We start from the raw sequence: 15,191 nt of genomic DNA on the forward strand, positions 1-15,191 counted from the left end.
CGATGCGGGGCCGCGACCCCGAAGAGCGGCACCGGACCGCCACTTCGCTGGAACTCCTCTTCGACCTGTGCTTCGTCATCGCGGTGGCGCAGGCCTCCGAGAGCCTGCACGAGGCCCTGATCCACGGGACGTCCGCCACCGGAGTCCTGCGCTTCGCGCTGGTCTTCTTCACCGTCTGGTGGGCGTGGATGAACTTCACCTGGTTCGCCTCCGCCTACGACCCGGACGACATCCCGTACCGGCTGACGGTGCTCGTCCAGATCACCGGGTCCCTCGTGCTCGCCGCAGGTGTCCCCGATGCGTTCGCGGAGGGGGACCTGCGGGTCATCACCATCGGATACGTCGTGCTGCGCACCGCGCTGGCCGCCCTCTGGCTGCGCGCGGCCCGCTCCGACCCCGCACGCCGGACGACCGCACTCCGCTTCGCCGCCGGTGTGACGCTGTGCCAGGCCGGCTGGGTGGGCCTGCTCGTCCTGCCCGGCCCGGCCCGGCTGCCCGGCATCGTCGTGCTGATCGCCGCCGAGCTCTCCGTACCGGTATGGGCCCAGTCCGCCGGGATGACACCGTGGCACCCCCGTCACATCGCCGAGCGCTACGAACTCTTCACCCTCATCGTCCTCGGCGAATCCGTCGCGGCCGCCACCGTCGCCGTCCGGAGCGCCTTCGACCGGCACCAGAGCACGGGAGCGCTGTACGCGACGGCGGCGGGCGGCCTCCTGACGGCCTTCGCCCTGTGGTGGCTGTACTTCGCCAGACCCGCGCACACCCTGCTCGCCACCACGCACCGCGCGCACCGCCGCCGGTTCGGGTGGGCCTACGGCCACTACCTGATCTTCGCGTCGGCAGCCGCCGAGGGCGCGGGTCTGGCCGCGTACGCCGATCACCTCACCGGCCACGCGGACACCTCGTCCACGGCGGCCGGCGCGGCGGTCACCGTCCCGGCGGCGGTCTTCCTGCTGACCGTCTGGGCCGTACACCTGCGGCCCCACCTCAAGTCCGCGGCCGAGCGCGCTCCGTACCCGGTCGCCGCCCTCGCGCTGCTCGGAGCCACCTGGTCCCCGGCGCCCGCCCTCGCGGCAGGTGCGGTGCTGACGGTGCTCGCCGTGCTGGTCACGGCGCCGGCGCCCACCGCGGCGCCGCGCCGGTGACGAGGCGCAAGCGCCGACGGAGGGACGCGAGAACGCCCCGACCGTGTCCGTCCGTGCGGACACCGTCGGGGCGTTCTGCCGTACGTCAGCTCGTGGCGCGCACCGCGTCACGGATCAGGTCGGCGACCTCCTTGGGCCGGGACACGGCGACGGCGTGCGACGCGCCGTCGACCTCGACGACCGTCGCACCGGCCCGCCGCGCGCCGAACCGCTGGACATCGGGGTTGATCGCCTGGTCCGCGCCGGCGACGAGCGCCCACGAAGGCTTCGTCTGCCACGCGGCGGTCGCGGCCTTCTCCGTGAACGCGGCGGCCGCCAGCGGGCGTTGGGCCACGGCGAGCACCTCGGTGACGGCGGCCGGGACATCGGCGGCGAAGATCTCCGGGAAGGCCTCGGCCTTGACGGTGAACTCGACCGCGGGCTCCTCGCCTTCGGCGGGGTACGTCCACTTCGCCAGGTTGCTGCCGAGCGGCGAGAGCGGGTAGCGGTCCTGCAACTCGCCGAGGCTCTCGCCCTCCTCGGTGACGTAGGCGGCGACGTAGACGAGGCCGGTCACGTTCTCGGCGGCACCGGCCACGGAGATGACCGCGCCGCCGTACGAGTGCCCGACGAGCACGACCGGGCCGTCGAGCTGGCCGGCCACGGAAGCGATGTACGCGGCGTCGGACGCGAGGCCGCGCAGCGGGTTGGGCGGGGCGATGACGGGGATGCCGTCGTTCTTGAGTTCCTTGATGACGCCGGCCCAGCTGGACGCGTCGGCGAACGCGCCGTGTACGAGCAGGACGGTCGGGGTGGTCGGGGTGGGCATGACGGGGTCTCCTCGTCGGCTGTGCGGCTGTGAGTCTGCGCGGTTGTGAATCTTTGATGCGGATGTCGTCAGGCGTCAGCGCGGTGCAGAGCCGCCCGCAGGGTGCCCGTGGCCAGCGTGATCGCGGCCTCAGCGGCATGCGTCTCGCGCAGGGCGTTGAGCATGACGAAGTCGTGGATGATGCCCTGGAAACGGACGGCGGTGACCGGAACGCCCGCCTCACGCAGCTTGTTGGCGTACGCCTCGCCCTCGTCGCGCAGCACGTCGGCCTCGCCGGTGATGACCAGCGCGGGCGGCAGCCCGGTCAGCTGCTCGGTGGTGGCCCGCAGCGGTGACGCGGTGATCTGGGCGCGCTCGGCCTCGTCGGTCGTGTACTGGTCCCAGAACCACTGCATGCCGTCGCGGCGCAGGAAGTACCCCGTGGCGAACTGCTGGTAGGAACCGGTGTCGAAGCGCGCGTCGGTGACCGGGTAGAACAGCACCTGCTGCACCAGCGGCACGTCACCGCGCTGCTTCGCCATCAGCGTCAGCGCCGCGCTCATGTTGCCGCCGACGGAGTCACCGGCCACGGCGAGCCGGGCGCCGTCCAGGCCCTTGGCCGAACCTTCCTGGACGATCCAGCGGGCCACGGTGTAGTTCTGCTCGATGGCCACCGGGTAGCGGGCCTCGGGGGAGAGGTCGTACTCGGGGAAGACCACCGCCGCGTGCGCGCCCACGGCGAGCTCACGGACCAGGCGGTCATGGGTGTGGGCGTTGCCGAACACCCAGCCCGCGCCGTGGATGTAGAGGATCACCGGCAGCGTCCCTTGTGCCCCGGCCGGCTTCACTATGCGGGTCCGGACGCCGCCCGTGGGACCGCCGGGGACGGTGATCCACTCCTCCTCGACCTCCGGCTTCGCAATGTCGCCGGACTGCACCTCGTCGACCGCCTTGCGGCCCTCGGCGGGCGGCAGTTCGAAGAGGTAGGGCGGCTGGGCGGTGGCTTCGGCGAATGCGGCGGCCGCCGGTTCCAGGACCGGCTGCGGCGGCTGGACCGGCTTGAGGGGCTCGACGACGTCGGACATGTGGTTCTCCTGAGTGTCATGTGATGCGCCGGTTTCTCCGGCGGAACTCCGCGGACAAGCTCTGCGGGGCTGTCGTTCCACACGCTAAAAGCGGCCGTCCGACGTCAATTGACCGCCAGCGCACCAGCACTGACCTGACAGCGCACGACCGGAATCGGAATGCGGGAACCAGCGTGTTTCGCGGCAGTGCACTGTCGGACCGAGAACAGTGCACTGCTGGAAAACACGGCGGAATCCGCCCGCCATAACGTGGCGGCGAAGCGATGGAGCGGTGCCGAGATATCAGGAGGTTGTCGAAAGGTGTCCAAGATGCCGGTCGGTGGGCTGGTCCCCAGCACCACGGACAACGCGACGCGCCATGCCGCCGACCACGCCGGGGAGTTCGCCGCGGATCTCGTCGTCCGGAACGCGAAGATCCACACCGGGGACCCCGGCCGCCCCCGGGCCGAGGCCCTGGCCGTACGGAACGGCGTGATCACTGCCGTCGGCGACGACAAGGACATGGCCACCCGGGTCGGCCCGGCCACGAGGGTGGTCGACGCCCTCGGCCGCCGGCTGATCCCCGGCCTCAACGACTCGCACCTGCACGTGATCCGGGGCGGCCTCAACTACGTGCTGGAGCTGCGCTGGGACGGCGTACCCACCCTGCGCCAGGGACTGGCGATGCTGCGCGAACAGGCCGCCCGCACCCCGAAGGGCCAGTGGGTGCGAGTGGTCGGGGGCTGGTCGGCCGAGCAGTTCGCCGAGCGGCGGCTGCCCACCGTCGCCGAGCTCAACGCCGCCGCTCCGGACACCCCGGTTTTCGTCCTGCACCTGTACCAGTCGGCCGTCCTGAACCGCGCCGCGGTCAAGGCCGCCGGCTACACCCGGGACACCCCCGACCCCCGGGGCGGCCAGATCGTACGGGGCCGGGACGGCGACCCCACCGGCATGCTGCTCGCCGCGCCCAGCGCCCTCGTCCTCTACTCGACCCTCGCCAAGGCGCCGGTCCTGGAAGGCGAGGACAAGAGGACATCGACCCGTCACTTCCTGCGCGAACTGAACCGCTTCGGCCTCACCTCGGCGATCGACGCGGCCGGCGGATTCCAGAACTTCCCGGAGAACTACAGCACGGTCGCCGAACTCGCCGAGGCCGGCGAGTTGTCACTGCGCATCGCCTATCACCTCTTTCCCCAGACGGCCGGGCAGGAAATCGCCGACCTGAAACGCTGGATCGACATGGCCCGCCCCGAGGACGGGGACGAATGGCTGCGTCTCAACGGCGCGGGCGAGAACCTCACCTGGGCGGCGGCGGATTTCGAGAACTTCGCCCAGCCGCGCCCGGAACTCACCCCCGACTACGAAACGGAATTCGAGACCGCCGTACGCCTGCTCATGGCGAACGGCTGGGGATTCCGGCTGCACGCCACCTATGACGAGACGATCAGACGCGATCTCGCGGTGTTCGAGAAACTCGCCGCGGAAGGGCTCTTCCCGGCCGGCAACCGCTGGCTGTTCGACCACGCGGAGACCGTCTCCGCCGACAGCCTCGACCGCGTCGCCGCCCTCGGCGGAGCCATGTCCGTGCAGAACCGGCTCTCCTTCCAGGGCGAGGCGTTCGTACGCCGCTACGGCCCCGGAGCCGCCGCGGACGCCCCGCCGATCCGCGCCATGCTGGAGCGCGGCCTGACCGTCGGCGCCGGCACCGACGCCACCCGCGTCTCCACCTACAACCCCTGGATCGCCCTGCACTGGCTGATCACCGGCCGCACCGTCGGCGACCTGGTGGTCCGCCCGCCCCACAACCGCGTCGACCGGCACACCGCGCTCGCGATGTTCACCGAGGCGGGCGCCGCACTCACCGGCGAGCAAGACATCAAGGGCGTCCTGCGACCGGGCTGCCTCGGCGACTTCGCGGTCCTGTCCGAGGACTACTTCACCGTTCCCGAGCCGGACATCCCCCACATCGAGGCCCTGCTGACGGTCGTCGGCGGGCGGATCGTCTACGCCGCCGCGGAGTACGAGGGCATCGACGAGGAACTGCCGCCGGTCAGCCCGGAGTGGAGCCCGGTCGCGCACTTCGGCGGCTACCAGTCCGTACCCCGTACGGGCATTTCGGGAGCCCGCCAGGCCGAGCTGCTCGGCCAGGCCGTCGCCGAGTCCGAGCAGCACCGGCAGTGGCGCGCGCGGCGCGGCCTGGCCCCGGAGACGGAGAACCCGGTCTTCGACCCCTGCTTCAGCCTCTGACCCCGACCCGCAACGGGTCTCCACCACCACGTCGCGGACGCCCGTCCGCGGTCACCTCACACCCGCCAGGAAAGGCACACTCATGATGGACATCTCCCAGGTCACCCCCGCGCCAGGACCCGACCTGCTGACCCCCGACAACTGCGCCGTCCTGTTCATCGACCACCAGCCGCAGATGTTCTTCGGCACCGGCAGCGGCGACCGCACCTCGATCATCAACTCGACCGTGGGACTCGCGAAGGCCGCCAAGGTCTTCGACGTCCCGGTCGTCCTCAGCACGGTGGCCGCCGACTCCTTCTCCGGCCCGATCCTGCCGCAGCTCGCCGCGGTCTTCCCGGACCGGGAAGTCATCGACCGCACCTCGATGAACGCCTGGGAGGACGCCCCCTTCGTCGAGGCCGTCAAGGCCACCGGCCGCAAGAAGCTCGTCATCGCCGGGCTCTGGACCGAGGTCTGCGTCGTTCTCCCCACGCTCTCCGCCATCGCCCAGGGCTACGAGGTGTACGTCGTCACGGACGCCTCCGGCGGCGTCAGCCCGCAGGCGCACGAGCACGCCGTCCAGCGCATGATCCAGGGCGGGGCGATCCCGGTGACCTGGGTGCAGGTGCTCCTGGAGCTCCAGCGCGACTGGGCCCGTACGGAGACGTACGTCCCCGTCACCGACGTGGTGAAGGAGCACGCCGGCGCCTACGGCCTCGGCATCGTCTACGCCCAGGCCGTCATCGGCGCCCACGCGGCGGGCTGATCCCCACACCATGGACAACGGACTGTTGGTCCTCCGGCTGGTGGTGGGCCTCCTCATCGCCGGACACGGAGTACAGAAGGTCAGCTTCCGGCTGGGAGGCCACGGCCTGGCGGGCGGCACGGAGGAGTTCCGCCACGACGGCTTCCGCGGCGGCCGGCTCACCGCGCTCGCCGCGGGCGGCAGCCAGATCGGCGCCGGCCTGTTCCTGGCAGCCGGCGCCCTCACCCCCGCGGCGGCGATGGCCGCCATGGGCGTGATGACGGTCGCGGGCACCGTCAAGTGGCGCAACGGGCTGTGGGTGCAGAACGACGGCTACGAGTATCCGCTGGTGCTCGTGGCGGCCGCGGCGGTCCTGGTGCTCACCGGGCCCGGCCGCTGGTCGGCCGACCACGCCCTGGGGCTGACCCCTTGGCCGCACTGGGTGCAGGCCACGGCACTAGTGGTCGGCCCGGCGAGCGGACTGCTCACCCGCGCGGTACTGCACCGCCCGCGCACCGCCGGAGCCGAAGGGAGGGATTCCTATGCGCGCGCTGCTGACTGACGCGGCCCACACCCTGTTGCCGCCGAAGGGCGACCGGCACGGTCCGCTGCCGCCGCTCCTGCTGGTGCTGACCGTGGTGACCGGCCTGGTGGACGCGGTGAGCTATCTGGCGCTCGGCCACGTCTTCGTGGCCAACATGACCGGCAACGTCGTCTTCCTGGGATTCGCCCTGGCGGGCGCCGAGGGCCTCTCCGTGCTCGCTTCCATCGTCTCGATGGCCGCGTTCCTCGCGGGCGCGCTGGCGGGCGGGCGGCTCGGCACCCGCTTCGCGGCCCACCGCGGGCGGTTGCTCGCCCTCACCATGGCGGTGCAGGCGGCGCTCGTCGCGGTGGCCCTGGGCGCGGCCGCGCTCGCGCACGGCCGGGTGACGACCCCGGTCCAGTACACCCTGATCGTCCTTCTCGGCCTCGCCATGGGGCTGCAGAACGCGGTCGCCCGCCGCCTGGGCGTCCCGGACCTGACCACGACGGTGCTGACCCTGACCCTGACGGGCCTCGCCGCGGACTCCGCACCGGCCGGCGGCGCGGCGCCCCGGCCCGGCCGCCGGATCCTGTCGGTGCTGGCCATATTCGCCGGGGCGTTCGCCGGAGCGGTACTCCTCGCGCATGCCGAACTCCCCCTCACCCTGGGCCTGATCCTGGCCGCACTCCTGGTGTCGGCGGTGGTCGTTCGGCGCCTGTCGCCCCCAGGGGCGAGCTGGGCCGGGCGCCCGGGATGAGGGAAACTCCGCAGCCGTATCATCTGTGTCCGCGTTGTTCGTTGAAAGTCAAATTACCTTAAGTGAGTGATGCCATGAAGGCCGACGTCCTGTCCGCCCGTGCTGTCCCGCTGGGCGGCCCGCGCTCGATGACGGTGCGTCGCACGCTGCCGCAGCGGGCCCGCAGCCTGATCGGCGCCTGGTGCTTCGTCGACCACTACGGGCCCGACGACGTCGCCGAAACGGGCGGCATGGACGTCGCGCCCCACCCGCACACCGGCCTCCAGACGGTGAGCTGGCTGTTCACCGGGGAGATCGAGCACCGGGACAGCCTGGGCACCCACGCGTTCGTCCGCCCCGGCGAACTGAACCTCATGACCGGCGGACACGGCATCAGCCACACCGAGGTCTCCACGCCACACACCACCGTCCTCCACGGCGTCCAGCTGTGGGTGGCGCTCCCCGACGAACACCGGCACGCCGCCCGCGACTTCCAGCACTACACCCCGCCCCCGGTCGAGGTGTCCGGCGCCGAAGTCCGCGTATTCCTGGGCGAGTTGGCGGGCACGGCCTCCCCGGTGCGGACCTTCACACCGCTGCTGGGCGCCGAACTAGTCCTGCAGCCGCACGCGACGACCACGCTCGCCGTGGACACCCGTTTCGAACACGGCCTCCTCGTCGACCAGGGCCGGGTCACCATGGCCGGAACCCCCCTGAACCCGGCAGAACTCGGCTACCTCGCCCCCGGACACGACACCCTGACCCTCACGAACGACACGGACACCGCCGCGCGGCTGATCCTGCTGGGCGGCACGCCGTTCGAGGAGGAGATCATCATGTGGTGGAACTTCATCGGGCGGTCGCACGAGGACATCGCGCAGGCGCGTTCGGACTGGATGACCGGGACCCGGTTCGGCGAGGTGAAGGGTTACGACGGAGATCCGCTGCCCGCTCCAGAACTCCCGTCCGTGCCCCTGAAACCCCGGGGTCGGGTGCGCTGATCTGCGTGGATGCGCGTTGAAGGGGGCGCGTGGGCGATGCAGAACTCGGTGCCGGAGCCGGTCGATTGCCGCTGCGACGAAGACCCTGAAGGAGGCCCCCGGGGGCGGCTCTAGAGTCCAGGGTGGGACCTTGTGTGGCAGGGTCTGGCAAACCCAATGCTGACCCAATGCTGACCCAATGCTGACTTACCTGACGGTGTGTCAGTTCAGCGGAGGGTTCTGTGTTCGCAGGTCCAGTGCGTCTAGGTGTCTCTGCCGGCGGGCGGGGCGCGCCTCAATGCTGACCCCTTTCGCGGCTGCGGTGGACAAGGTGCACAAGAGGACTCCGACAGCTTTGACCCTGTGTGCCAACTGGTGTGGCTGGTTGTAGATACTGAACAACCACGGCCGCCCATCAGCTTGCTGGGCGCCGACCTCCCACGCCCAGCTTTCCGGCGTTCCGCATCGAGAACTCGACGCTGCCCCGTTGGGTTTGCTGACCACATCCGTTCGAGCTCGTGTCGGGACAGTGCGGTGGCCTTGATTGACGCGCTCTGACTGGTAAGAGGTTCTTCGTCTCCTGGTGGTACACGCCTGACCTCCCTTCTGACCTGCGACAAAGGGTGGAGACGTCTGGTGTGAGGCTGAGTTGGTCCGCACCTGGTCCGGATCTTAGTGAGGAGACATGACGCTAGCGAGTGGGCCTCGCGGTCCCACATGGCACAGGCAGGCAAATCCGTCTCGGAGCGTCCAGCCAGTCCAAAGCGAACGCCTATGTCCAGTTTCGGGCCTTCGAGTTGGAGGGTGCCCACGGGGTTGGGGCCTCTTCGTGTGACTGGTCAAGGGGCCAGGTCATAGCCCTCGGATCCGCCTTGGCTGCTTCCACTACGCTCCCGAGCCCGCCCCAGGTGGCGCGGATGTGGGCGGGGTTGTACTCGCACGCTGCCTCGCGGTTCGGCAAAGGGCGCCCATCCTGTTGGTGGGGGAACGCGCGGTGTTGGGGGCGCGGGTTCTGGCGGCACAAGGGATACGGTTTACCTCCACTCGCGCGGAGGCGAGGGGTGAGAGCCGAGCATCGAACTGGCCTCCGGGACCACCACGAGCACGCCCGCTTCTTCGCTGGACTTCGCCGCCCTTGCGCTCGCGGGGATGGGCCAGGTCGGCTTCACGGTCGGGTACGGGGCCAGGCACGATGCACCTCGCTTGTCTGTTGGTGGCCACCGTTACGATCAATGTGTGTCCATAGAGGCGATCACTTCCAGCGTCACGGCAGCTGTCGCCCTTGTCGGCGTACCTGCGGTCTACATCCAAGCCCGCGCGGCTCGCCTCTCGGCAGTCGCCGCAGGCCGAGCGCAACTGGAGCACGCGCGGCGGACCAGCCAGCACGCGGCGTGTGTTGAAGTGTTGGCTGCCGCAGACGAGTTGAAGCGGTCATGCGATGTCAGCGGCAGCGCGGCATCATGGCTGGGCATGATCTACGAAGGTCAAGCGGATGAGGATGAGTCAGTCAGGGCGCGGGCCGCCGCGGGGCGGCAGGAAGCTGAGCAGCGACAGAACGAAGCATTTGATCACGCCTTCGAGGCGTATGAGCGTCTACGCAAGGCGGTGGCACGCCTGGAACTGGAAGGGCCAGATCGTCTCATAGCGCCGGCCGCTCGGTTGGCCGACATGGGGGACCTGCTTCAGCTACCTGGTGGGACCCCCACGTTTGACGAGGATGAGCCCGTCTGGGTAACCGAGCACGATCAGCGGCCTTTTGCGTGGGTCGTGAGCCAGTTCCAGCAAGCTCGCACCGAGTTTGTTCGGGGCACTCGTACCTACTTCAACAGCATCTGATGGCGGAGTCCTGGAACGTATGTCCGGTCAGGAAGCGCGCCGACAGCCAGCCGCGGAAGGCGAGAGCACGAAGGGGGCGCAGTCCCGCGGTGCCGGTGACGGCCGGTCGGAGCTCGCTATGGCGGCCGATGCCGAACCACTTCCAGACGTGCTCGGAGAGGGTGTGTCCTCGGTCGTCTCGGGCAAGGGCTACTCCGAGCAGACCCTGGGCTGGACCTGCCCGCCGATCCGCACCGTAGAAGCAGCCGACCGTTGGACCTGGTTGATCCTCGCTGCCTTCACCCAGCTACGTCTCGCCCGTCCCCCGACGGCCGTGGGAGACCCCGCCCGACAGGCTCGACCTCGCCCGAGTCCGCCGCGACTTTTGGCACCTCCGCCCAAAGGCCGCCTGCCCAGCCGGAGCACCGAAAGAGACGCAGCCCGGCCCAGGACGGCCGCTCGGCCGTAAGAACAGCCAACCCACCCCACGCTACGACGTGCACACCATCGGCAAAAACGGCACCGCAAAGCGACGAACGAAGAAATCAACAACTCCATGCCCACGCCGCACAAGTTGAAGATCAATTTCACGCTCCGTCGCCCTCGCGGTGTTGGCGCCCACCGGTCTGCCGGATTCTCGCCGGGCGGAGACCACGAAGAGCGTAGGATCCCGTAATTATCGATCAAGGGCCGCGCCGCCCGGGGGCTCCTTCCCGGAGAAGAGGGCGTCGCGGCCTCTGTCGGCGGGGGACTGTGTGTACTTGGCGCATCTACGGGTCGAGAACTTCCGGGTCTTCGGACCCGCAGCGCAGGGCGACGGCGAGCGGAATGATTCGCTGAGCCTGTCGTTCACAGCCGGGACGAATGTGCTCGTGGGGGAGAACGACAGCGGGAAGACGGCGATCGTCGACGCGATCCGGCTGTGCCTGCAGTCCGCGGCGGCGGATTACTACCGGGTCTCTCAGGACGACTTCCACCTCGGGAAGGGCGGGAGGGCGGAAACCTTCACCATCGGGTGCGCCTTCACCAACCTGTCGACCGAGGAGCAGGCGGTCTTCCTGGAACTGCTCACCCACGACCGCGACGGCACCGCCTGGTTGTGTGTCACGCTCAAGGCCCAGCGGATGGATCCGCTGCGCAACCGGGTCTCGGTCACCACCCGGGCCGGACCGGATGGCAACGGCCCCGCCCTGGACGGCGCTGCTCGCGAACTCCTGCGCGCCACCTACCTGCGCCCCCTTCGCGATGCAGAGGCGGAACTGCGCTCGGGCCGCGGGTCACGGCTGTCCCAGATCCTCGCCGGCTACCCGGCGATGAAGGACCAGGACGTCGATGACTTCGACCCGACCGGTGATGAACCCCCGTCGTCCCTGAGGGGAATCCTGCGGCGTGCTGAGTGCGATATCCGCGACAACAAGGCTGTCGCGGAGGTGAGTGAGGACATCAACTCGGCGTACCTGCAGCGGTTCGCGATCGGTGACGACGTCCTTCGCGCCAAGATCAGCGTTGCCACGGATGCGACGCTGGTCCGCGCGCTCGAGCGGCTGGAACTGAACCTCTTCACAGCATCCGACGAGTGGACGCGACGCGGACTCGGTTACAACAACGCCCTGTTCATGGCCGCGGAGCTGCTCCTGCTGGGCAAGAACGAACTGGCTCCTCTGCTGCTGATCGAGGAGCCCGAGGCGCACCTTCACCCACAGTTGCAGACTCGGATCATGGACCTGCTGCGGGACAAGGCGCAGGGGCCGCAGGATGGTGACAGGGTGCCTGTGCAGGTCATCCTTACCACCCACAGCCCCAACCTCGCCTCCTCGACGCCGGTCGAGTGCCTGACCCTCGTCGCCCGGGGGCGTACGTTTCCGCTGCGGCGCGGTATGACGCGCCTGACCGAGGGGGATTACGCGTTTTTGACCCGGTTCCTGGACGTCACCAAGGCGAACATGTTCTTCGCCCGGGGTCTGGCGATGGTCGAGGGAGACGCCGAGGCGATCTTCCTGCCAGCGCTCGCCGACGCCCTGGGCATGCCCTTCAACGAGCACGGGATCAGCGTGGTCAACGTCGGTCACGTCGGCCTGTTCCGCTACAGCAGGGTCTTCCAACGCACTGGTGAGCAGATTCCGGTCCGCGTGGCCTGTATCCGCGACCGCGATCTCGTGCCAGCCGGCACTCCCGAGGTCATGAGGGGCAAGCTTGCGCGCTGGACCGATATGACGGAGGAGGCGATCTCCGCGTACGTCGCGAACCTCACCACCGGCGACGACGGGCCGGTGAAGACGTTCGTGTCCGACTGGTGGACGCTGGAGTACGACCTCGCGATCACGTCCTGGACCATGGCCAGGCTGATGTACCGCGCGGTCAAGTTGGCATCCGTCGCAGCACGGTCCTGGCCGGACGCCGACAAGACGGAGAAGGCCATCGCACGGGCCGACCGGGTTGTCGACACGTGGATAGGGCAGGGCCTTTCTCTGGAAGAGGCCGCCCTGAAGATCTACCGGCCGCTCAAGCTGGATAACGTCAGCAAGCCGATCACCGCACAGTTCGCCGCCCAGTTGCTTGCCTCGACGCCGCTGGTTCGCAGCGACGTCCCGCCCTACCTGCTCGATGCTTTCACGCACCTGTGCGGCGAGGTGGCCCCGTGACCCGCACCTACCTGCCCGATGCCTTCGCCACGGACAAGGTAGAGGCCATGGTGAAACTCCTGGGGCTGGACCCGCTCGATGCCGAGCAGTGGGACTTCCTGCAGAACGAGAGCACGCAGGACCTCCAGGCCGCCCCGGGGTCGGGCAAGACAACCTTGATCGGACTCAAGCTCGCCCTGATGGCCGACGCGTGGACCTCCCCGACGCGCGGGGTGTGCGTGCTGTCGCACACCAACACGGCCAAGAACGAGATCGCCGACCGGGTGGGCCTTCTCGCCGCGGGACGCAGCCTGCTGCGCTATCCGCACTTCATCGGCACCATCCAGTCCTTCGTGCACACCTTCCTTGCGCTGCCGGCCGTGCGGGCCAAGAGAGTGGAGGTCCGGTCCGTCGACGACGCGGCCTTCGAGACCGCAGCGCTGCGGCTCCTGCAGCGCCCCGAATACTCCACCCTGCGCAGCTATGTGGAGCACCAGCACGAGGGCACCTCCATCGTCACCGGGGCGACGTTCACCTACCGGGACGGCGAACTCGTGGTTACCGGAGCGGCCGGGGATCCGCGCTTCGGCCCCCAGTCTCCCAGCGGAAAACAGCTGGACCACCTCAAACGGACTCTGGCACGCCGGGGCATCTTCCGCTTCCAGGACATGTACGCCATCGCCCAGGAGTATCTCGCCCGGCACCCGGGTATCGCCGCGGCGGTCACCACGCGCTTCCCGTTCGTTCTCCTCGACGAAACGCAGGACACCAGCGCCACCCAGCACGAACTGCTGGATCTCGTGTTCGCTTCCTCCTCCACCGTCGTGCAGCGGGTGGGCGACACCAACCAGGGCATCTACAGCGACGCGGCCTCCGTAGGAGGGTCCGCCTCCCTGTTCCCGCTGCCGGGGGCGCCGGAGCTGCCGGTCAGCCGCCGCTTCGGGCCGCAGATCGCGGCCGTGGCCAGCCGTCTGGCCGTCCGGCGGCCCCAGCACGTCCGCGGGGCCGGCCCCGACGGCCAGGTCGCGGTTCTGCTGTTCGACGAAACCACGGTGTCCGACGTCGTACCGACCTTCGAGCGCATGGCCGCTGTTACCGTCCCCGAGGACGTCCTGGTGCGGCGTCCACCACGTGTACTGGGTGCGCGACAGAACCCGAAAACCTCACCCGTCTACCCGCAGTCGATCTCCTGCTACCTGCCCGGATACACCCCGACCAGCCGCCAGACGGCTCACCGCACCCTGATCGGCGCGGCCCGCGCTGCAAGCGCCCGGTGGAGGACAGCCCCGGACAGCCACGAAGCGGCCACCGAGTTGTGGAACGCCGTGCGCGCGTCCGTCTCGTCAACGACCGGCGACGGGCTCCCGGCCCTCAGCCGCGTGGAGAGGTCAATGGCGACGACCGGAGGCAAGGTGCGGATCCTACTGCGTGAACTCCTCCTCAACGCAGACGGGTTCGACGCAGCGAGCTGGGAGGAGGCCACCGAGCAGCTGGCCGTCCAGCTGAAGCTCCTCACCGGCTGCCAACTGCGCCAGTCTGAAATGGAATTCACCACCGCTGTTGCGGCAGGCACGGTTCTCGGGCCCGCTCCCGCGGCCGTCGCCGCAGTACCGGCGGCGCGGGCCGTACCGGGGACCATCCAGAGCGCGAAGGGCGAGACCCACGCGGCAACACTGATCCTGGAGTGCCTGGGGAAGACCGGCAGGAAGTTCGACGTGACCGAGGCGCTGCGCATGATCGCCGAAGGGAGCGACCCGCTGCGCGAGCTGAAGAGCGTCCAGGCCGCCGTGCAGCTCGTCTTCGTCGGCGCGACACGCCCAACCCACCTTCTGGTGCTCGCCGCCCACCGCGACCGCAGCAAAAAGTACGCAGACGCGATGGCCGGCGCTGGCTGGGATATCCGGGACCTCACCAAGCACTGAGCCTTCGCCAGTTTGAATTCGCAGGTTAAGGGACCGGGGTGGCCGGTCCTCGGGATGCTCGTGCTGGTCGTGGGCGGGAGCCCTGTTGGCGGTCAGACGCTGCGTGGTCTTCTGCGCCCAGCAGGGCTCCTCGCGGTCGATGCGGACCAGGACAAGCGTGTTCTCGGCGACGGTGTGCCAGGCGTTGGCTTCCAGTGCGCCGCGATCTGTTCGGTGTCGGGGCCGGTGACGGTGGCGACGACGGCGCTCGCGTGGATGGGGTGGGTATCGAGCAGGACCCGGGCGTCGGGTGAGGGGCGTGGGCTGCGGCCTAATTCAGCTTCGTGCAGTCGTGCCGCCCTGGGCAGCTGCTGTCGCCGACTGGAACCCTAACGGCCGCTGGAGTGCGATGGGCGGACTGGTTTCGTGAGGAACTGCCTGGAGCCCAATGTTTAATTGGCACGCCGGGTGCCTCGTGCGTCAAGAAGCCGCACGTAACGCACACAGCGCACGTAACGCACGCGAGCGTTATGCCCAGAATGTCCGCCGCAGGGTGCTGACCTGCGGCTACTTCCACGCGTTTGCGCTCCACATGTTTCGCGATGACGCAGCATGTGGAGTGTGTGGCGATCTTTGAGCCCGCCG

The 15,191-nt window shown here is 69.4% G+C and carries 11 protein-coding genes and 1 pseudogene; 10 read left to right on the top strand and 2 right to left on the bottom strand.

Translation table 11 applies throughout. The features are described 5' to 3' along the window. The first annotated feature begins 2 nt into the window (after positions 1-2). A complete protein-coding gene (locus tag ACI2L3_RS12115; RefSeq protein ID WP_404752238.1) occupies positions 3-1,148 on the top strand; it encodes a low temperature requirement protein A in 1,146 nt (381 codons plus the stop codon). Between the two features lie 85 nt (positions 1,149-1,233). On the opposite strand, the gene ACI2L3_RS12120 is transcribed toward ACI2L3_RS12115, so the two are convergent. After that, the gene (locus tag ACI2L3_RS12120) at positions 1,234-1,956 is read right to left on the bottom strand and encodes an alpha/beta fold hydrolase (RefSeq protein WP_404752239.1); all 723 of its coding nucleotides are present in this window, start codon (positions 1,954-1,956) and stop codon (positions 1,234-1,236) included. Positions 1,957-2,024: 68 nt separating this feature from the next. Next, positions 2,025-3,020 carry an alpha/beta hydrolase gene (locus tag ACI2L3_RS12125; protein ID WP_404752240.1) on the bottom strand — a complete coding sequence of 332 codons (996 nt, stop codon included), beginning with the start codon at positions 3,018-3,020 and terminating at the stop codon, positions 2,025-2,027. A 300-nt stretch (positions 3,021-3,320) separates the two neighbouring features. On the opposite strand from ACI2L3_RS12125, the gene ACI2L3_RS12130 reads away from it, so the two are divergent. From ACI2L3_RS12130 to ACI2L3_RS12170, 9 genes and pseudogenes are all read left to right on the top strand, one after another. Further along, positions 3,321-5,246, top strand: a complete 1,926-nt coding sequence (locus ACI2L3_RS12130; protein WP_404752241.1) for an amidohydrolase — start codon at positions 3,321-3,323, stop codon at positions 5,244-5,246. 82 nt (positions 5,247-5,328) lie between these two features. Then, the gene (locus ACI2L3_RS12135; protein WP_404752242.1) at positions 5,329-5,991 is read left to right on the top strand and encodes a hydrolase; all 663 of its coding nucleotides are present in this window, start codon (positions 5,329-5,331) and stop codon (positions 5,989-5,991) included. Positions 5,992-6,001: 10 nt separating this feature from the next. After that, positions 6,002-6,532 (top strand): DoxX family membrane protein, encoded by a 531-nt coding sequence (locus ACI2L3_RS12140; protein WP_404752243.1) that lies wholly within the window; start codon positions 6,002-6,004, stop codon positions 6,530-6,532. Then, positions 6,513-7,250 (top strand): YoaK family protein, encoded by a 738-nt coding sequence (locus tag ACI2L3_RS12145; protein WP_404752244.1) that lies wholly within the window; start codon positions 6,513-6,515, stop codon positions 7,248-7,250. Before ACI2L3_RS12140 ends, ACI2L3_RS12145 begins: the two co-directional genes overlap by 20 nt. A 74-nt stretch (positions 7,251-7,324) precedes the next feature. Continuing rightward, positions 7,325-8,230: a pirin family protein gene (locus ACI2L3_RS12150; protein WP_404752509.1), complete on the top strand. Its 906-nt coding sequence runs from the start codon at positions 7,325-7,327 to the stop codon at positions 8,228-8,230. A gap of 1,215 nt (positions 8,231-9,445) precedes the next feature. Then, complete coding sequence (locus ACI2L3_RS12155) at positions 9,446-10,045, top strand: hypothetical protein (protein ID WP_404752245.1); 600 nt, start codon at positions 9,446-9,448, stop codon at positions 10,043-10,045. Positions 10,046-10,241: 196 nt separating this feature from the next. Next, positions 10,242-10,602: pseudogene (locus ACI2L3_RS12160) on the top strand (transposase); the annotation flags it as partial. A 183-nt stretch (positions 10,603-10,785) separates the two neighbouring features. Next, entirely contained in the window at positions 10,786-12,666 is a 1,881-nt protein-coding gene (locus tag ACI2L3_RS12165) for an ATP-dependent nuclease (RefSeq protein ID WP_404752246.1), read from the top strand. Then, the gene (locus ACI2L3_RS12170) at positions 12,663-14,567 is read left to right on the top strand and encodes a UvrD-helicase domain-containing protein (protein ID WP_404752247.1); all 1,905 of its coding nucleotides are present in this window, start codon (positions 12,663-12,665) and stop codon (positions 14,565-14,567) included. Before ACI2L3_RS12165 ends, ACI2L3_RS12170 begins: the two co-directional genes overlap by 4 nt. Positions 14,568-15,191 lie beyond the last annotated feature (624 nt).

This window comes from Streptomyces sp. NPDC029674 (assembly GCF_044903205.1).
In the GTDB taxonomy this organism is placed as follows: Bacteria; Actinomycetota; Actinomycetes; order Streptomycetales; family Streptomycetaceae; genus Streptomyces.